Raw genomic sequence first — 18,194 nt, forward strand, 5'->3', positions numbered from 1 at the left:
CACCTTCGACATTCAGATGGGGGCGCGATTTTGCGGCATGGATAGGCTTAACCCCCACTCCAGCATTCGACCGGCGGCAAGCAGCGCCTGGGACGCACATCAAAGATGGGGAACCGAACGTTGCGACTCCTCCTCAGTATTGGAGTCAGCGCTTTGGTTAGATGGGCCGAGCACAATGGGTCCGCACCGGGATCCTGGCTCGCAAGGATGCTGGAGCGCAAGCCACCCATGTTGGTCAGAGTGGCTTTGGCCAACAAAATGGCGCGTACCGTCTGGGCGTTGATGGCACGTGGCGAAGCATACCGGGACCAATCGTTACACGTTAGAGCCTTGTAAACAATCTGATCCCGGAGGTGTGGGACGGTCAAACGGAAGGTAAGGCGCAGCAGTCGATGAGACGAGATCAGGAAAACCAGCTTGCGACACAGTGCCTGGAGCACGTGGTCCTGAATTGGACTTGTTCTGAGAACTCCATACGGGTCCGCGGCATGGGAAAGCCGCACTATGAGGCCGCATACATGTCAGCACCGGACTACGCGAATTACCAACCAGAGTTTCATCTTGCCAAAAGGGGTATGTCCATACATGTCGCAAACTTTGGGTTTGGATTGACGAACATGCCGAACAGATAAGACAACACCTTCAGAACCTGTCGGTGAAACAGTTTAGTTAGAGTACCTTAACTCACGTTTGGCGCTGCGAGTTGAGCGCCCCGAGATCTGCGTTCCAGCAAGCCACTGTCTTTGATGATCTGCGAAACCAGATGTTCGCGGCGATAAGCCATGACGTGGACTCCGGACAAGCCGGGAATATCGCGAATTTCTTCGATCAGTTCGGTGCAGATTATCTGCCCCTCGAGCGCCTGGTCCTTAGCGTTTTCGATACGATTGATGACTTGGTCAGGAATGTGGATGCCGGGCACATTGGAACGCATCCAGCGTGCCGCTCGTGCTGAGGCCAGAGGTCCGACACCCGCCAGTAGAAACACTTTTTCGTCCAAGCCCAGATCTCTTACGCGATCCATGAAGGCCCGGAAGCGCGGCAAGTCGAAGATATAGTTCGTCTGAATGAATTCAGCACCCGCGGCGATTTTTTTCGCCAAACGATCAGGGCGCCATACCAGCGGATCGACGCACGGGTTTTCGGCCGCACCGAGAAACAGCCGGGGCGGTTTCGAAATCTTTCGTCCCGACAGGAAAACGCCATCGTCTCGCATTGTGCGCAGCGTACGCAACAAGGAAAGCGAATCCAGATCAAACACCGGTTTGGCTCCGGGCTGGTCGCCCGCACCAACGTCATCACCCGTCAGACACAGAACGTTTCTGACCCCAAGAGCGGCTGCGCCGAGCACATCGCCCTGAATGGCTATTCGGTTTCTGTCACGGCAAGAGATTTGGTACACCGCCTCGTACCCGGCCTGGGAGAGAAATGCCGAAATGCCGATCGATGACATGTGGCAGTTCGCACCAGAGGCGTCGGTGGCATTGATCGCGTCAGTCACTTCGCTCAGGGGCTGGGCCGCACGATAGACATCTTCGGGGTCCGAACTGTCGGGTGGATTGAGTTCGGCCGTGATTGCAAATTTGCCCGCTTTGAGGGCCCGCTCGAGTCGGCTGCCTGAGACCAGCCCGTCGGGCAGTTCGGGATAAGCAGTCATGGACGGAATGTCGCCGGTGCTCATGACTTTGACCTCTCATTCTTGCCGGGTTCCGGTGCAAGCGGGGCGGTTGCAGGTTCGTGCTTTCGGGCTGACCCGAACGCCTTGGCAACAGCCGAGCGCTGCGCCTCGCGCGCTTCGCGCAGATCTGCGGCCTTTTCGCGCGAAACGCGCAACCAGGAGGAAGACCCCTTCAGTGAGTGGTCGACCGGAGGCAGGACTATCTCGATCTGGCGCCCGTGTTTCATACGCGAAGCTCCATCCCAGGCGCCGACCCAGACGCATTTCATTTCGGGCTTCACCTCGCAGAAACCGCCGGGCCGAACGCCACCGCATGGACCGTTGCGCAGCGTTTTAGGGCAATTCATCGGACAGGACATCCCGGTTGATGACAGCGCACATTGCCCGCACATCTTACAGTCGAACAGGAAGGATTTGCTCAGTCTCTCTACAAAGGCGACGAAAGGCTCAATACGTTGGTATCCGATCCGGCGAAACAGCGGATCGAGAGCCACCAGACAGTTTTCGAACCAACGATAAACCCGTTCGAATGCTCGAGAGTGACGGACAGCGAACAACCTGACACGATACATTTGCGGATCCTCTCAATTGTTAAACCGACGGGGTGGTCGCATCGACCTCGCCCCACCTCTCGCTATTTCGCACTTGCCCCGGAGGCCTGCCGACTTCCCGGCGAAACCACTTGGACAAGCCGGATGTGTCACCGAACCCACAGGCAAAAGCAATTTCCCGCAGCGGCATATCCGTTGTCCTGAGCAGCAAATAGGCCCGCTCGAGCCGCAGCCGAATATAGATGGTGCTGGGCGAGTCTCCCAGACATTTCTTGAATGTTCTCTGGAGGTTGCGTGGTGAGACGCCCAGTTCATCCGCAAACTTGCTGATTGGCAGCGGGAATTCGATATTCTCCTCCATCCGTTTCATTGCCCGCGCGATCAACGGATTCCCCCGAGCGTGCAATATCGCCTTCTTGGTCAAAACCGAACCATCATGTTTTGGCTGATCTTTGAAACCAAAGTAAGAATCCAATGGGGGTGCAAAAGCCTCGCCGATAACATCGATCACAAGGCGCCGTATCAGTAGCAATGTCGAAACAAAGCCCGCCGCCGTGCTGATGCCTTGCCCGAATTCAAAACTGTTCTCCGACAGTTTGACCGAGGGCGAGATCTCGGCGGCGACATCCCAAAAATTCGGGTGCAAGGCAACGCGATCAATCCGGTTCTTTTCCGCTGCGATGAGCGGAAGCACCCACGAGCCGGTGGCCAGCATCCGCCGCGGATTGCCGTGAAATGACTTTAACCAATTGCGTTGCTGCCTGAAGGCAGTTGCGGGCCCATTCAGATTGCCCAACAGAACAAGGGACAGTCGTGTTTGATCGCCTGTATCGTCAAACCTGTCTGACGTTTCTGGCGCGGAAGCGATGGTCCAACTGAATTTCTCTTGCCCTACAAGTTCGTTTGAATACCGCAAAATATCTATGCAGGCCTCAGCCAGATAGGTCGCAGCGCCGGGCGCCTGCAGAAAGACCAAATGTTCCTGTGTCGGGCCAATAGCAGGCAGGACAGGCGTACAGGACTCGTTCGACATGTTCGACATAAGTTGTTCAATCATTTGAATGTTTGGCCTTCTTTCTTCACCGTTCAAAAGGCTTGAATTGGCGATCGGTGTCTTGACGACATCTCTCAGCCCTGACAGAGGCGGATAATCGTGCGTCTTCCTTTGCGTCCATTATTTTTACTCAATCTCGTTGGCGCCATACTTGGAATAGTGATTATCATATCCCAAATTAATCTAGCCGGAACTTGTGGCGGGCAATTCCCGGCTCAGGAAACCCGCCGTTGATCATTATCCTGAATTGCTTTGCGCAATTCCGTCGGGCTGTGGCCCTTCCATGCCTTGAACTTGCGGGAAAAATGAAACGGGTTTTTGAAACCGCACTGATAGGCGATTTCCGCAATACTCAGATTGGTGCGTTTGATCAGTAATAACCCATTGTTAAGGCGCAATTTCCACAAATATTCTCCGGGGGTTTCGCCGAAGAATTTATTGAACGAGGTCACCAGGTACTGTGGAGTGATCCCGAGCTCCTTAGCGATTTCAGCGATGGTCACATCCACTGCCAGACTTTCGGATAACCGTCGTTTTGCCGTCTGGATCACTTCCGGCACCCGGCCATGATAGACGAGTGTGCCTGCTTCATAGAAATATGCCTGCAGTAACGTGCGGGTGACTGCCTCTATTAAATGTTCAGCACCTGAACTGGTGTCAGTTTGAATGCTCACACCAGTCTTGATAAGCGCCTGAATTGTGTCAGACGCCGCAATTTTTGCCGGACCTGACCGCAGATCGTTCCAAATCTGGCTGTTGTCCTCGATCCGGCAGTCGGTCCAGAAAACGACAGACCGTTTCGACGGCGGGGCGCTGTAGGAATACGAATGTGTGGACAAAGTGAGGGCGCATTCTCCGGCAGACAATTCGACGGCGTTACCGTCCGCGAGGATCCGCCCATGCCCGGTTTCGATGTAAAGAAACGCAAGATACGGCCCGCGAACCGGGCCGTAGCTTCCACCTTCATTATAGACGATCCGCCCAAAAGTATTGTCGTTGCCAAGATTAACTGGGGGTATGCGCATGCCCCATTTTGGCGCGTCGATCGATAATTAACAAGCGCCGCGACTTGCTCTGCCAATGATGCTGCGGCGAAACAAGGGGCTAGCAGGATCGGTTCAGTTTGTAGAAAGGCAGTTTGATCACAGTGGCGGTTACCGTGTCAGCATCGTTCTCACTCAATGCGGCTTGAAGTTGCGTGCCCGGCTCTGCAAACTCCTTGGCAACATGTCCGAAACCGATCAATCGACGCGTTGTTGGCGACCAGGTAACGCTGGTGGCAAAACCGGCGTCCCTACCATCTGCTGTCAGGCTTGCGGGATACCAGCGCACACGGGTCAGATTTCCCGGTGCATCCGATTCAAACCCTTTCCAATCAATCTCAAGACCCACCAGCTGCCGGTGGTCTCCGCTCTCTGTCTTTGCGCTTAGCGCTGCTTTGCCGACAAAATCACCACCATCATAATCGATCAGGCGCCCGAGCCCCAGATCCAGTGGCGAGGCGCGAAGGGTGCCGGCAGCATATACCCCGGCGGCACCACCGTCGGGACCAGCGCTTGTGTAGTCATACCCAACAATTAGAAGCCCGGCTTCGATCCGCGCAATATCCAGCGCCCATGCGCCTGCCGGAAGAATGTCAAACTGCGCTCCCGCTTTTGCCACGGCCTCCCAAACAGCCACGCCATGGGCGCGAGGCACCCAGAGCTCGTAACCATGTTCGCCGGTAAATCCCTGACGAATGATCCGAATTTTCTGCCCTGCGATTGTCACCCATCCGAGGCGAGAGAAGGGTAGTTCGGAGAATTCGCCATCTGCCGCCGCTGCGACCGTTTCTCGCGACTTTGGCCCCTGCAAGGTCAGGATTCCAAAATTGTCGGTCTCGTCACTCACATTGACGTCGCGACTACGGATATTGCTGGTCCACCATTTCAGGCCCGGATCGGCAGAGATCAGAAAATTATTGGCGTCTTCACGGATGATAAGGCCGTCGCCAATCACATTCCCCTCTTCGGTGCACCAGGGGGAATAGTAGATCTGTTCATCCTGGAGCTTGGCAATTGGACGCGGGATCAAACCGTCGAGAAAGTCCTCTGCATCGCTGCCTGAAATCCGGTATTTTGAAAGAGGTGACATATCCCCCATCGCGACCCGTTCTCGGATGGCTTTCACTTCGTCGGCCATGTTGCTGTAGGTGTCGACCACCATGTATTCACCCCAACGCATCCAAAGTGCGTTGCCGTTCAGCGGGGCGGTTGCCTCGACGAAGGGCGAACCAAAAAAAGCAGGGCGACCGCTCTCCGTACGGTTCAGACCTGTTTCGAATTTCACGTTCTGGATATCGTTGCCGTCCATGTTCTGATCCTCAATCTGTGGTGTTCAGCACTCGCGGTCGCAGACAAGTAAACAACCCTCGCGTACCGAACACCAAGTCGTAGTTTTCGCTGGCAATACATTAAACGGCTGCATGGACCTGATTAATGCCCCTGCTTAACGGAGTCATGCCCACGATTAATGTCGCGGCGACAACGCGCGTGCGGTTCGGGGCTTTTGGGCTTCAGCTAGATGGATGCCTTTGCCGAATTGCCGGGAATCGGTAGATTAGCCTCAACCCCCGCAACCGCACCAAAAGCCAGATCACATGTACAACGTTGAAAAATTTGACACATTTGATCTTTGGGTGGAAAAAATGTGGCGCTTCAGCAGCCCCATGGTTGTTCATTGCGAGAATCCGGGTGCGTTTCGTGGGTTCAGCAAGACATGGGATTTCGGCGGTCTCAGCATTACATACTTCAGTGCTCCACCCTATCAGGCGATGCAAACCGAGTCGGAATTGAGCAAGGCGCAGAGGAAACGTCTGGTGCTGACCATGCCGGTCAAGGGGAGGTGCGACTTCACCCAATTTGGAAGATTTGTAGAATTTGGTCCGGGCGAAGGGGTGTTTCATGTCACGCGCGCCCCGCTCATATACAACCAGCATGTTCCGACAACAGCATGGCTGATCGGCATCCCACTGAACACGGTTCTGATGCATGTGGATGACCCCGAAGAAATCTGCACGACGCTTTTGTCAGAGGATACGCCAGGCTTTCGTGCAATGCGGGCCTTGCTCATGGCATTACCCGACGAAATGCCCAACATGACAGATCGCACGCGGGATGTGCTGGTGCAGACGGCAAATTCGCTGATCTGTGCTGTTATTTCGGAGTTAAGAGGCAGTGAAATGAATTTTCGCAGCCAGACCGCCAGGCAACGTGTCCGGCACATAAAGGGGTACATCGACCTGCATCTGGGCGACCCGGAATTGACCCCCGCCTCGATTGCCGAGGCCCATTCGATTTCCACCCGCTATCTTCATCATCTGTTCAGCAAAGAAGAAACGAGTTGCGCAAAATTTCTGTTGAGTCGCCGGCTCGAGGCCAGCGCGCGGTTCATTACGCAAAACCGTAACAAGGAACTGGATGCCGCGCACGTTTCTCATCGCTTTGGCTTCTCCAGTACGACTCAATTCCGGCGCGCATTCGCCAAAAAATTCGGCAAATCGCCGGCTGAATTTTTAAAAGATGCACGAAAAGTGCAATAAATACGGACTCTCAGCGCAAAACAGGCTGCGCCTGTTGTTATTGTGTCCTGAGTTTTGGCCTCATTAGCCAAACGCGACAGACACAAAAATCAAAACAAGCCAACAGCTAGCGACGCCCGTGTACGCACATCGTTGCCGAAAGCCAAGGGAGCCACTCATGTTTTTGTCTACTGACAAGAAGCAATTCTCCGAACTGCCACGCGACTGTACTTTTCCTGAGCAGGACTGGCACATCCTTGCCGGGTTTTGGCATCCGGTTGCCTTTTCCTCCGAGATCACAGACCGCCCGATCAAATCAAAGCTCTTGGATGTAGAGCTTGTCCTGTACAGGACGGTCGACGGAATTTCTGCGGCACGCGACCTGTGTGTGCACCGTGGTGCGGCGCTCAGTCTTGGTTGGATGGACGAAGAGTGCAAACACATCGTTTGCCCGTTTCACGGGCTGCATTATGACAAGGATGGCGCCTGTACCAAGATTCCGTCTGTGGCCGATCCATCCAGGCCCATTCCGAAGACGATCCGCTTGATCAGTTATCAGGCCGTGGAAAGATATGGTCTGGTCTGGGTTTGCCTCAAGCCGGAAGCGACACGCCCGATCCCGGATTGGCCCCTGCTTGAGAACGCCGGAGACGAGTGGCTCACTTTCGAGCTTCCCAAGGGGAACTGGAAGGCGTCCGCCAGTCGACACTGTGAAAACTTCAATGACCTCGCGCATTTGTCCTGGGTTCATATGAAAACGTTTGGCAACCGGGAACGCCCAGAAATCATCGACTACAAGTTGGAACTGGACGACAACGGGATGCGCATGGAAATGCCGTATATCGAAGTTGAACGTGGGTTTAACGATGACGAGGGTGAGCGGGAGCGGGAAGTTTACTATACCCACATGTTCACCTTCCCCTTCGCGACGGATCTTCAGGTCGATTACAAAACAGACGATGGCGGAAAGATGACCAGCCATTTTTACGACATTGGTACACCGGTCAGTGCGCGCGAAACCGCAATCTTCCAACTCACTCAGACAAATATCCCGGGTGCAACGGCGGAGGACTATGCTGAGTACCAACTGGTGACGAATGAAGAAGACATCGTGGTTGTTGAAAGCCAGCGGCCGGAAGAAGTTCCGCTGAACATTGCCGAAGAGATGCATATCCCCGCAGACAAGTTCTCAATCCAGTACCGCCGCGCACTGGTGCGCTTGTTCAATCTAGGTTCGCCTCAAATCACCAGCTAACTGGCGGCCCGCCTCGAAAATCAGACTTAGCAAAGGAGACCATTCAGGATGGTTACAGGAAAGCTATATTCAAAATCGAGCCTGACGGGACTCGGCGCAGCCGCAGCCGTAGTCATGTCCTGGTCCTCAACGGCCTATGCAGCCGAGGACGTCAACATCGCATTGATGTACTCTGTCGGTCCTGAGTCCAATTGGGACCGTGTCATCGTCGAAGCGTTGGACCGCGTTGCCGAAAACAACTCGCACGGTGTTTCAGTGAGTTACGACACAAAGGACTCTGTTTACGGTGACGAAGCGGAATCCGTGATGAACCTGCTCGCTAAAACTGGCAAGTATGACATCATCCTCAGCGCCACGGCGCATAGCGATCAGATCCAGAATCTGAGCGACAAATATCCTGACACGATGTTCGTTTCGCTTGGCTCGGGCAATTACAACACCGGCCCCAATCACTATCTGATGTATGGCCGGGTTCACGAAGCGGCGTATCTTTTGGGTATGCTCGCCTCAAGCATGTCAAAGACGGGTGTGCTTGGAGCGGTGGGCAGTTTTCCTGCGGATGACATCAATGACCAGATCAACGCATATCGGGCGGGTGCCCAGGCCGTGAACGCAGATGCCAAAGTCAAGATCAGCTTCATCGAGAGCTGGTACGATCCGCAAAAGGCAATCGAAGCGACATTTGCACAAAACGCGGCAGGCGCCGACATTGTCTATCAGCTTGCTGGCGAGGTCTATGAGGCCTGCCGCGACAAGGAAATCCTGTGTTTCGGGATGATTGAAGACACCCACGAGATGGCGCCCGACGTGGTGCTAAGCTCATCTGTCCTGACCTGGGACCCAGCAATGGACTGGATGCTGGGCGAATGGGTCCAGGCTCAGAAAGAAGGCAAATTCGCGGGTAACGAAGAAGCGGTCTGGTACGGCATGGCTGATGGTGGCTCGGACATAGCGCCCTACCACGCACTGGAAGACAAAGTTCCCGAAGATGTGAAGGCCAAGATCGAAGCCGCGCGGGCCGATATCATATCCGGCAAGCTGGAAGTGCCGCTGGTCCTCGACGTTCCGGTCTCGGACTAAGAAAGCAAGGGTGGCCCCGGTTGAACTCCGGGGCCACAACACGGAGATCCCCATGAGCAATTCGCCGCCCCTTTTGAAGGTAACCGGCCTTACCAAAACTTTTGGTCCGGTTGTGGCCAACAGCGATGTTTCGTTCGAGGTAGAGCGCGGAGAAATCCTGTGCCTTCTCGGAGAGAACGGCGCGGGCAAATCGACGCTGTCTTCTTGTCTCTACGGGTTTTATCGACCCGATGGCGGGCGGATATTTTATGACGGTAAAGAGGTTTCGTTTGCCTCTCCGCGCGACGCGATCGCTCTGGGAATAGGCATGGTTCACCAGCATTTCGTTCTGGTCCCCCCTATGACTGTTTTGGAAAACATCGTGCTGGGCAGCCGGGATTCGGGACTGGCGCTGGATCTGGGTGAAGCACGCAAAGAAGTTCACGAGCTTTGTGAGCGCTACGACATTGACCTCGAACTCGACACAAAGGTCTGGCAACTGTCAGTTGGACAGCAGCAATGGGTCGAGATCGTCAAAGTTCTTTTCCTCGGCGCGGAGCTGTTGATTCTGGACGAACCGACGGCCGTTTTGACACCTCAGGAATCCGCGAAATTGTTCCGCATCCTGCGGCGCATGACCGATAACAACCTTTCAATCATCATGATTTCACACAAGCTGGATGAGGTCCTGCAATCGGACCATGTCGCTGTGCTGCGCAAAGGCAATATCGTCGACACGGTGCGCACAAGCGATGTCACAAAAGAAGATCTCACCTCGATGATGGTGGGACGCCCCGTCATGCTTCAGGCGGAGCGGGAAGAGATTGACCCCGGCGAAACCATTCTTGAGGTGACAGGGCTGCGCATCCGCAATGACAAGGATCAACAGGCCGTCAAAGGCATGAGTTTCAAGGTCCACGCCCATGAAATCCTTGGCATCGCCGGGGTGTCGGGCAACGGGCAAAACGAGTTGTTCGAGGCCTTGATGGGCGTGCGCGATACGGATTCCGGGCAGATCTGGCTCTATGGTGATGAAGTCACCCACCATGGCCCGGAACAGATGATCAAACACGGCGTCGGCTACATTCCCGACGACCGGTTTAAGGCGGGTCTGGTTGGCGAATTTAGTCTCGCGGAAAACGCCATCCTCGGCTTGCAGAGCAATCCAAGCTTTGCTGACGGGCCCGTTCTGAATACGCGCCGAATTCTCGATTTTGCGCAGGACGCAATTCAGAAATTCGGCATCGTCACCCCCGGTCCACATGCCCGTACTGACACATTGTCGGGCGGCAATGCGCAAAAGATCATTCTGGCCCGCGAGTTCTGGTCGGCAACTTGCTGCATCCTTGCCAACCAGCCGACGCGTGGTCTGGACGTGGGTGTGATCGAATATGTCCACCAGATGCTTCTTGAAAAACGCCGCGAAGGGTTTGCCATCGTGCTGGCGTCTGAAGAGCTGGAAGACATCTTTGCCCTGTCAGATCGAATCGCCGTGGTCTTCAAGGGCGAGATCATGGGCGTTTTCCGCACGGACGAAATCGATATCGAACAAGTTGGCCTTCTGATGGCAGGGCAACGCCTGGACGCAAAAGAAACGAAGCAGGACGCCCATGTCACAATATAAACTGTCAAAACGAGTCGAGATTGGCACCGCCGGCGTGCTTTTGCAGGCTGCCGTGGCAATCACGATGGCCTTTCTGGCCTCGGGAATTCTCCTCGCCATTCTGGGTTTTGACCCGTGGGAGGCCCTTGATGCATTGCGCATTGGGGCGATGGGTGACTGGGAAAGTGTTCAGGGATCAATGGTGCACGCAGCGCCCCTGGCGTTTACCGGCCTTGCCGCCAGCTTTGCCTTCCGGGCGAGGATCTGGAGCATCGGTCAGGAAGGCCAGTTCTTTGCTGGCGCTATGATGGCCTATTTTTTCACGACGATCGTGCAGCTGCCCGCAATTCTGATGGTGCCGCTAGTTATTCTGGCCGGAATGTTGGGCGGGAGCCTGATCGGCGGATTGTGCGGTGTTCTAAAATCTCGCTTCGACGTCAACATCATCGTGTCGACGGTCATGTTGAACTATATCATCGTTTACCTGCTGTCCTATCTGCTGACGAGCCGCATTTGGATGGCGCCGGGCGAGTACTATGTCCAGTCGGCCAGAGTGCCGAAATCATCCCATTTGCCAGATATGTTTGCGAATACGGATCTGCATATTGGTGTTGGGCTGGCAATCCTGACGGTCCTGGCGATGCATTTTGTTGTCAATCGCACCACATTTGGATTTGGGTTACGCGCTTTTGGCGACAACCAGGTTGCGGCACGCTTCAAGGGTATCAATCCCAAACGCATGACCGTGATTGTGATGCTGATCTCAGGCGCGCTGGCAGGTCTTGGTGGCATGGTTCAGACCTTTGGTGTGGATTTCCGGGTCTCTCAGACTTTCCTGACCGGGTATGGTTCCGCTGGACTGATCATCGCGGTGATCGCCGGATTGCGGCCCTTGTCGGTCGGTCTGGTCGCGCTGCTCTTTGGCGGGTTGGCGAATGGCGGTCTGTTTATGCAGGTCATGGCGGATGTGTCGTCGGCGATCATCTCCGCAATGCAGGCCATCATCCTGATGTTCTTCCTTATAACTTCCGTCCTGTTCCAATACCGGATCAAGCGGGTGACTTCTGATGACTGATCTCTTTCAACAAGCGGTTCTTGTGTCGATGTTTGCCGCCACGATCCGGATTGCCGCACCCTTGCTGCTGGTTTCTATCGGTGAACTTGTGGTTCAGCGCGCCGGGATCTGGTTTCTTGGTGTCGAGGGCAGCATGCTCATGGCAGCGTTCGTCGCCTATTTTTCCGCGGTGTCCAGCGACTCTCTTTATGTCGGGCTGCTGGCTGGAATGGCCACAGGGGTCGTGGTGCACCTCTCTATGGCAATCGCCGCCGTCACGCTGAAAATCAATCAGTTCGTGACCGGGTTGGGCATCAACCTGTTGGCGTCCGGACTGACATTGTTCCTCTATCGAGAAAACCTCAGAGCTTATGATAGCGGGCACATTCCAACTGTAACGCCGTTTGAAACAGTGCCAATTACGGGGCTCTCACAGCTGCCAATCCTGGGCGAGATTCTTTTCGACCAGCATCTGTTCACATATTTTGCCTTTGCGATGGTCGGGGTGGTCTGGGCGTTTCTTTACCGAACACGCTTTGGGCTGGAGATCCGCGCTCTTGGGGAAAACCCAAAGGCGTTGGACACCAAGGGTCTGAGCGTGTCGCGCAGGCAGTATTCGGCGCTGGCCTTCGGCGGGCTGATGGCGGGCCTTGCGGGGTCTGTGCTTGTTCTCGCACTGACAGACCGCTTTGTTCCTGGCATGACCGGCGGGCGAGGCTGGCTCGCCATCGTGATCATTATCGCGGGTAACTGGAAGCCACTTCCGGTTCTGGCGGCAGTCCTGGTGTTTGCCTTCCTTGAGGCGTTCCAGATTCAGGCGCAGGGCGTTGGTGTGCAAATCCCCTATCAGCTCTTGCTCGCCTTGCCTTACATCGGCGCGATCATCGTGATGATGGGCGTCAAGGTGCGTTCAGAACAGCCGGCGCATCTGGGTGTGCCCTATCACCGGGAATGAAGGAGAACTTGTCATGAAATGCGAAGACAAAGTCCTTTTGAATGACTGGCATGTTGTGGCCGATCTGGCCAACCTGTCCAAGGGTTCAAACCATTCGACCAATCTGTTCGGCAAGGCAATCAATGTCTCACTGGACGCTGATGGAAACGTGACTTGTACCAAAGATGGCAAGCCACTGACCTGTCAGCTGAAATATGGGTTTGTCTGGACCTGCCTTGGTGAGCCGTCACGCGACATATTGCATGTCCCTGAAGCGTTTGAAGACGACCGGTTCGTTGTCAGCGGCGGGTCCTTTGCCGTCAAAACATCCGGTCTGCGTGTTGTGGAAAATTTCCTCGACATGGGGCATTTTCCGTTTGTTCACACTGGTTGGTTGGGTGAGGAACCCCACACCGAGGTCAAACCCTACGAGGTGGAACTGACCGAAGACAACGAGATCATCGCGACGGAATGTTACTTTTCCCAACCGGTGGCATCGCCCACCGCTGAGGGCGCGATTGACGTCGAATATGTTTACCGCGTCTATCGGCCTTTCACGGTAGCACTCTACAAAACCAATCCCCACTATGATGACCGCATGGATTACATTGTGTTGTTCATTCAACCGGTGGGTCCCGAAGACTGCGTGGTCCACAACATGCTCTGCTACATCAAGAATGGCATGAGCGAGGCCAGCCTGCGTTGGTTCATGCAGCTGATCTTTGCGCAGGACAAACCGATCCTCGAAAACCAAGTGCCCCGTCGGCTTCCGCTGGATCCGCGCGCCGAGACCCCAATCCGGGCCGACAAGGTCGCGATTTTGTATCGCCGCTGGTTGAGGGACCAACAGGTGAACTACGGCGCAATCGCGGCCGCTTGATACCAATAAAGGAGGTGAAGCCTTGTCTAATTTCATCTGCAACGATCCGGTCGCATTGAACCTCTGGTATGCTATTTCCGCTTTGGAAGAAGTGCATCAGGGCGACGTGGGCCAGTCAGTTCTGCTGGAACAGCCAATTGCTTATACGAGAAACGAAGCCGGAAACGTTATTGCCTGGGCCCATGAGGGCGACCCGAATTGCGATCCGAACCCAACGCTACCGGTCAAGGAACGCTTCGGCTATTTCTGGACCTCGCTTGGCACCCCTGAAGGTGACGTTTTTCCAATCCCTGAATATGGCGAAGCGGACCGCCGAAATATCCACGCCGCAAGTTTTGGTGTGAATGTATCAGCGCCCCGCATGGTCGAGAACTTTCTGGACATGGGGCACTTTCCTTATGTTCACACGGACATCCTTGGCGCCGAGCCGCATACAGAAGTAAAAGATTATTTTGTTGAGGTTTCCGAGGAGAGGGACGAGATACTTGCCACGAATTGCAAGTTCTGGCAGCCGATGGCCGCCGCCGCGTCAGATGGTGGTGCCGATGTGGAATATATCTACCGCGTGCCGCATCCCTATTGCTCGGTTCTCTACAAATCCAGCCCGCTTGATGAGGCCCGGATGGATGTCATTGCCATTTTTGTCCAGCCCTTCAATCAAGAGCAGGTGCGCGTCCATATGATGCTTTCACTGCTGGATGAAGCCAACGAGGACCGAAATATCCGCCTGTTCCAACAGACGATTTTTGGCCAGGACAAACCGATCCTGGAGAACCAGCATCCCAAGCGGCTTCCGCTTGATCCAAGGGCGGAAACGCCCATTCGCGCGGATAAATCCGCAATCGCTTACCGCAGGTGGCTGTCCGACAAAGGGATCACATATGGCGTGATCCCGTCGGCTGCGTGACCAAAACAACAGGGAAATCATCATGACGACCGACCTGCAACGGAACTGGTATCCTATTGCCTCCAGTTCCGATCTTCCGAAACGACACGTCTATCAGGCGCAGCTTCTGGGCCGTGAATTTGCCGTGTGGCGCGCCGATGATGGCAACGTCAACGTCTGGGAAAACCGCTGCCTTCACCGCGGCGTACGGCTTTCGATTGGCATTAATGATGGGCACGAACTCAAGTGCCAGTACCACGGCTGGCGCTATGCCAACCGCACCGCCGGTTGCACCTATATCCCGGCCCATCCCGCAGACGCGCCTGCGCGCACGATCTGCAACAACACCTATCCCACGCAGGAAGCCTATGGTCTGGTCTGGACCGGCGAAGAGGCAACCGGCGATGTTCCGGCGCTTGATGGTTTTGCCGACGCAACGGTTCTGCGGCCCATCCCGCTGAACGCCACGACTGACATGGTTTCCGAAGCCCTGGTTGGTTACAAATGGAACGAGTCCTGCTTGGGGTTTGCTAACGCCGATGGCTCTGTGACAGTTTCCGACAGCAATGGTGTTTCGATCCGCTTCTTTATTCAGCCGACGGACAGTCACCGCTCGGTCATCCGCGGCATTGTGAATTCGAGCCTTTCCGGTGACGCACGCAAGGACGCACTAAAACGTCACAGCTGGCTATTGCAGGAATTGCGCGACCAAGTTGAGGCAGCTGCATCGCAAAAAGAAATGCCTGCCCCTTACGAGCCGGTGATCGCCCGGGTTGCCGAAGACCTCGTTAATATCCCCGCAATTCGAGAAGACGGCCCCGCAGCGGACCTTCGGGTTACGGTTGCTGAAAAGGAAATGACGGCGGACGACATCCTCAAGGTACGCTTTGAATCCATTAAGGGCGGGCTCCCCACATTTCAGCCGGGGGCGCATATTGACGTTCACCTGCAAAATGGCCTTATCCGTCAGTACTCGCTGACGAATGGTCCGGGTGAAACCGACCACTACACCATTGGTGTGAAACGCGATCCCAACAGCCGGGGCGGCTCGGTTGCGATCCATGATGATGTCAAAAAAGGTGACGTGCTGGCGATTTCGGCCCCCCGCAACAACTTCCCGTTACGCCGGGATGCCGTGCACACGATTCTGATCGCCGGTGGCATCGGTGTGACCCCGATGATCGCAATGGCGCGGGCCTTGAACGTTCAGGGCCTGAGTTTCGAGTTCCATTACTTCGTACAGGGTGAATCGCATATCGCATTCTCTCAGGAGATCAGCGAGTTTGAAAACGCGATATCCTATCACATGGGCCTCTCTCCTGAAGAAACCGGCAAGAAGCTTGGTGAGGTCCTTTCGGAACCCGGCCATGCCCGTCATGTTTATGTGTGTGGGCCCGGTCCGATGCTGGATGCCACACGCAAAACGGCTGCGGATCAGGGCTGGGCAGACGCGTGCGTTCATTTTGAATACTTCAAGAATGAAAACGAAGTGGATGACTCCGGCAGTTTCGAAATAGATCTCGCCCGCTCGGCATTGACGCTGACCGTCAATGATGGGCAGTCGATCCTGGAGGTGCTTCGCGACAATGGGATCAACATGCCCAGTTCCTGTGAGCTGGGAGCCTGCGGGACGTGTCAGTGCGGAGTCATTGAAGGCGATGTCCTGCATCAGGACGTTTATCTGACAGACGAAGAAAAAGCCGCGAACAAATCGATCATGACCTGCGTCAGCCGCGCAAAGTCAAAACGCTTGATCCTGGATATATAAGAGGTTGTTATGATTAAACTTTACGACTACGAGCTATCCGGCAATTGCTACAAACTGCGCCTTTTGATGTCCTTCCTCGGGCTTGAGCACGAAGCCGAGCCCATCGACTTTTATCCGGGCAATCAGCACAAATCCCCGGAATTTCGCCAAATCAACCCGTTGGGCCAATTGCCGGTGATTGACGACGAAGGGCTTGTCCTGCGCGACGCGCAAGCGATCCTCGTGTACCTGGCCAGCAAGTATGACACGTCTGAAAATTGGTACCCATCCAGTGATCCGGCGATACTGGGGCAGGTGTCGCAATGGTTGGCCTTTGCCGATGGCATCACCACAACCGCATCCGCGGCGCGCCTGCACGATGCAATGTTTTACACCCAGATCGACGTGGATGTGGCGCGTGCCGGGGCAAACAAATTGTTCCGCATTCTCGACGAACATCTGTATTTTGCCGAGTTGGACGGGCAGGACTGGATTTGCCCCGGTGACCATCCCACAATCGCAGACATCGCTTGCTTTCCTTACATCATGCTCAGCGAGGAAGGCGGCGTGTCACGCATGGACTACCCCGCAATCCGCCGTTGGACTGACCGGTTCAAACGGATCCCCGGCTTTGTCGTGATGTCAGGCGTGTTCCCTGCCGGACCAGCAGTCGAGAAAGAAGCGGAACGAGCCGCATAGCACTAAACTCCCCTTCGCTGCGTATTTACCCGTATGCGGCGAACCTCGGCGTCCGGTCCATGATGCGACACATTTGGACCGGACGCCATTTATAGAGATCTAATAGCAAGGACAATCCAATGATGAGAACCCGCGCAGCCGTCGCTGTCGAAGCCGGCAAGCCACTTGAGGTTATGGAGGTGAATCTGGAGGGCCCGCGGGCCGGAGAGGTTCTGGTGGAAATCAAGGCGACGGGCCTGTGTCACACCGATGAGTTCACCCGCTCGGGCGACGACCCCGAAGGCATCTTTCCGGCCATTCTTGGCCACGAAGGTGCGGGTGTTGTGATTGAGGTTGGCGAAGGTGTTACGTCGCTGGAGGTGGGTGACCACGTGATCCCGCTCTATACGCCCGAGTGCCGCGAATGCGAATACTGCCTGAACCCGAAAACTAACCTTTGTCAGTCGATCCGATCCACGCAAGGGCAGGGGCTGTTGCCTGATGGCTCGACCCGGTTCTCGATGCTGGATGGGACTCCGATCCATCACTATATGGGCTGTTCGACTTTTGCCAACCACACTGTTGTGCCGGAAATCGCACTGGCCAAAGTGCGCAAGGACGCGCCGTTCGACAAGATCTGTTACATCGGCTGCGGCGTGACCACCGGCATCGGCGCGGTGATCAATACCGCCAAGGTCGAAATCGGTAGCCGGGGCATCGTGTTTGGTCTGGGCGGCATTGGACTGAACGTGATCCAGGGCTTGCGCATGGCGGGTGCCGATCAGATCGTAGGTGTCGACCTCAATGACAGCAAGGTTGAGATGGCCACGAAATTTGGCATGACAGATTTCGTGAACCCCTCCAAGATCGACGGTGATCTTGTCGCGCATCTGGTGGAGCTGACCGGCGGCGGGGCCGACTATACATTTGACGCGACCGGTAATGTGGGTGTGATGCGCACCGCGCTGGAAGCCGCGCACAAAGGCTGGGGTGAATCGATCATTATCGGCGTGGCACCTGCCGGAGCGGAAATCTCAACCCGCCCGTTCCAATTGGTCACCGGCCGTAGCTGGCGGGGTACCGCCTTCGGCGGCGCGTCGGGCCGGACGGATGTGCCAAAAATTGTTGACTGGTACATGGACGGCAAAATCGAGATCGATCCGATGATCACGCACAAGCTGACACTGGATGAGATCAACCATGGGTTCGATCTGATGCACGAAGGCAGGTCCATCCGGGCCGTGGTGGAATTCTAA

General features: G+C 55.4%; 16 protein-coding genes and 1 pseudogene. 12 read left to right on the top strand and 5 right to left on the bottom strand.

Annotated elements, in window-relative coordinates; translation table 11 throughout:
• Positions 1-336 (top strand): annotated as a pseudogene (locus MHN28_RS23100) (transposase); the annotation flags it as partial.
• A gap of 343 nt (positions 337-679) precedes the next feature.
• Here MHN28_RS23100 and MHN28_RS23105 read toward each other — a convergent pair.
• The 5 genes from MHN28_RS23105 to MHN28_RS23125 form a co-directional block, all read right to left on the bottom strand.
• Positions 680-1,681 carry a methylenetetrahydrofolate reductase gene (locus MHN28_RS23105; RefSeq protein WP_239345201.1) on the bottom strand — a complete coding sequence of 334 codons (1,002 nt, stop codon included), beginning with the start codon at positions 1,679-1,681 and terminating at the stop codon, positions 680-682.
• The gene (locus MHN28_RS23110) at positions 1,678-2,250 is read right to left on the bottom strand and encodes a methylenetetrahydrofolate reductase C-terminal domain-containing protein (RefSeq protein WP_239345202.1); all 573 of its coding nucleotides are present in this window, start codon (positions 2,248-2,250) and stop codon (positions 1,678-1,680) included. Before MHN28_RS23110 ends, MHN28_RS23105 begins: the two co-directional genes overlap by 4 nt.
• A 19-nt stretch (positions 2,251-2,269) precedes the next feature.
• Positions 2,270-3,286: a helix-turn-helix domain-containing protein gene (locus MHN28_RS23115; protein ID WP_239345203.1), complete on the bottom strand. Its 1,017-nt coding sequence runs from the start codon at positions 3,284-3,286 to the stop codon at positions 2,270-2,272.
• 212 nt (positions 3,287-3,498) lie between these two features.
• Positions 3,499-4,308, bottom strand: a complete 810-nt coding sequence (locus MHN28_RS23120; protein ID WP_239345204.1) for an AraC family transcriptional regulator — start codon at positions 4,306-4,308, stop codon at positions 3,499-3,501.
• Positions 4,309-4,387: 79 nt separating this feature from the next.
• Positions 4,388-5,635: an aminomethyltransferase family protein gene (locus MHN28_RS23125; protein ID WP_239345205.1), complete on the bottom strand. Its 1,248-nt coding sequence runs from the start codon at positions 5,633-5,635 to the stop codon at positions 4,388-4,390.
• Positions 5,636-5,921: 286 nt separating this feature from the next.
• Here MHN28_RS23125 and MHN28_RS23130 point away from each other — a divergent pair, with 286 nt between their 5' ends.
• From MHN28_RS23130 to MHN28_RS23180, 11 genes are all read left to right on the top strand, one after another.
• Positions 5,922-6,863 carry a helix-turn-helix domain-containing protein gene (locus tag MHN28_RS23130; protein ID WP_239345206.1) on the top strand — a complete coding sequence of 314 codons (942 nt, stop codon included), beginning with the start codon at positions 5,922-5,924 and terminating at the stop codon, positions 6,861-6,863.
• 157 nt (positions 6,864-7,020) lie between these two features.
• Positions 7,021-8,097, top strand: coding sequence for an aromatic ring-hydroxylating dioxygenase subunit alpha (locus MHN28_RS23135; protein ID WP_239345207.1), 1,077 nt, complete (start codon positions 7,021-7,023; stop codon positions 8,095-8,097).
• Between the two features lie 114 nt (positions 8,098-8,211).
• Entirely contained in the window at positions 8,212-9,177 is a 966-nt protein-coding gene (locus tag MHN28_RS23140; RefSeq protein WP_239345208.1) for a BMP family protein, read from the top strand.
• Positions 9,178-9,229: 52 nt separating this feature from the next.
• On the top strand, positions 9,230-10,780 hold the full coding sequence (locus tag MHN28_RS23145) for an ABC transporter ATP-binding protein (protein ID WP_239345209.1): 1,551 nt from the start codon (positions 9,230-9,232) through the stop codon (positions 10,778-10,780).
• Positions 10,767-11,834 (top strand): ABC transporter permease, encoded by a 1,068-nt coding sequence (locus MHN28_RS23150; protein ID WP_239345210.1) that lies wholly within the window; start codon positions 10,767-10,769, stop codon positions 11,832-11,834. Before MHN28_RS23145 ends, MHN28_RS23150 begins: the two co-directional genes overlap by 14 nt.
• Positions 11,827-12,768 (top strand): ABC transporter permease, encoded by a 942-nt coding sequence (locus MHN28_RS23155; protein WP_239345211.1) that lies wholly within the window; start codon positions 11,827-11,829, stop codon positions 12,766-12,768. The genes MHN28_RS23150 and MHN28_RS23155 overlap by 8 nt, the downstream gene beginning before the upstream one ends.
• Before the next feature lie 13 nt (positions 12,769-12,781).
• Positions 12,782-13,627 carry an aromatic ring-hydroxylating dioxygenase subunit alpha gene (locus MHN28_RS23160; protein ID WP_239345212.1) on the top strand — a complete coding sequence of 282 codons (846 nt, stop codon included), beginning with the start codon at positions 12,782-12,784 and terminating at the stop codon, positions 13,625-13,627.
• 22 nt (positions 13,628-13,649) lie between these two features.
• Positions 13,650-14,534: an aromatic ring-hydroxylating dioxygenase subunit alpha gene (locus tag MHN28_RS23165; RefSeq protein ID WP_239345214.1), complete on the top strand. Its 885-nt coding sequence runs from the start codon at positions 13,650-13,652 to the stop codon at positions 14,532-14,534.
• A gap of 22 nt (positions 14,535-14,556) precedes the next feature.
• On the top strand, positions 14,557-16,281 hold the full coding sequence (locus MHN28_RS23170; protein ID WP_239345216.1) for a Rieske 2Fe-2S domain-containing protein: 1,725 nt from the start codon (positions 14,557-14,559) through the stop codon (positions 16,279-16,281).
• 9 nt (positions 16,282-16,290) lie between these two features.
• Positions 16,291-16,959: a glutathione S-transferase family protein gene (locus MHN28_RS23175; protein WP_239345218.1), complete on the top strand. Its 669-nt coding sequence runs from the start codon at positions 16,291-16,293 to the stop codon at positions 16,957-16,959.
• Positions 16,960-17,081: 122 nt separating this feature from the next.
• On the top strand, positions 17,082-18,194 hold the full coding sequence (locus tag MHN28_RS23180; protein ID WP_239345236.1) for an S-(hydroxymethyl)glutathione dehydrogenase/class III alcohol dehydrogenase: 1,113 nt from the start codon (positions 17,082-17,084) through the stop codon (positions 18,192-18,194).

It is taken from the genome of Ruegeria sp. Ofav3-42, from assembly GCF_022347725.1.
GTDB lineage: Bacteria > Pseudomonadota > Alphaproteobacteria > Rhodobacterales > Rhodobacteraceae > Ruegeria.

What these genes read in the sequence shown, in the direction of transcription:
- MHN28_RS23105 (WP_239345201.1), bottom strand. Translation starts at nt 1,681, where the DNA reads ATGAGCACCGGCGACATTCCGTCCATGACTGCTTATCCCGAACTGCCC.
- MHN28_RS23110 (WP_239345202.1), bottom strand. Translation starts at nt 2,250, where the DNA reads ATGTATCGTGTCAGGTTGTTCGCTGTCCGTCACTCTCGAGCATTCGAA.
- MHN28_RS23115 (WP_239345203.1), bottom strand. Translation starts at nt 3,286, where the DNA reads ATGATTGAACAACTTATGTCGAACATGTCGAACGAGTCCTGTACGCCT.
- MHN28_RS23120 (WP_239345204.1), bottom strand. Translation starts at nt 4,308, where the DNA reads ATGCGCATACCCCCAGTTAATCTTGGCAACGACAATACTTTTGGGCGG.
- MHN28_RS23125 (WP_239345205.1), bottom strand. Translation starts at nt 5,635, where the DNA reads ATGGACGGCAACGATATCCAGAACGTGAAATTCGAAACAGGTCTGAAC.
- MHN28_RS23130 (WP_239345206.1), top strand. Translation starts at nt 5,922, where the DNA reads ATGTACAACGTTGAAAAATTTGACACATTTGATCTTTGGGTGGAAAAA.
- MHN28_RS23135 (WP_239345207.1), top strand. Translation starts at nt 7,021, where the DNA reads ATGTTTTTGTCTACTGACAAGAAGCAATTCTCCGAACTGCCACGCGAC.
- MHN28_RS23140 (WP_239345208.1), top strand. Translation starts at nt 8,212, where the DNA reads ATGTCCTGGTCCTCAACGGCCTATGCAGCCGAGGACGTCAACATCGCA.
- MHN28_RS23145 (WP_239345209.1), top strand. Translation starts at nt 9,230, where the DNA reads ATGAGCAATTCGCCGCCCCTTTTGAAGGTAACCGGCCTTACCAAAACT.
- MHN28_RS23150 (WP_239345210.1), top strand. Translation starts at nt 10,767, where the DNA reads ATGTCACAATATAAACTGTCAAAACGAGTCGAGATTGGCACCGCCGGC.
- MHN28_RS23155 (WP_239345211.1), top strand. Translation starts at nt 11,827, where the DNA reads ATGACTGATCTCTTTCAACAAGCGGTTCTTGTGTCGATGTTTGCCGCC.
- MHN28_RS23160 (WP_239345212.1), top strand. Translation starts at nt 12,782, where the DNA reads ATGAAATGCGAAGACAAAGTCCTTTTGAATGACTGGCATGTTGTGGCC.
- MHN28_RS23170 (WP_239345216.1), top strand. Translation starts at nt 14,557, where the DNA reads ATGACGACCGACCTGCAACGGAACTGGTATCCTATTGCCTCCAGTTCC.
- MHN28_RS23175 (WP_239345218.1), top strand. Translation starts at nt 16,291, where the DNA reads ATGATTAAACTTTACGACTACGAGCTATCCGGCAATTGCTACAAACTG.
- MHN28_RS23180 (WP_239345236.1), top strand. Translation starts at nt 17,082, where the DNA reads ATGAGAACCCGCGCAGCCGTCGCTGTCGAAGCCGGCAAGCCACTTGAG.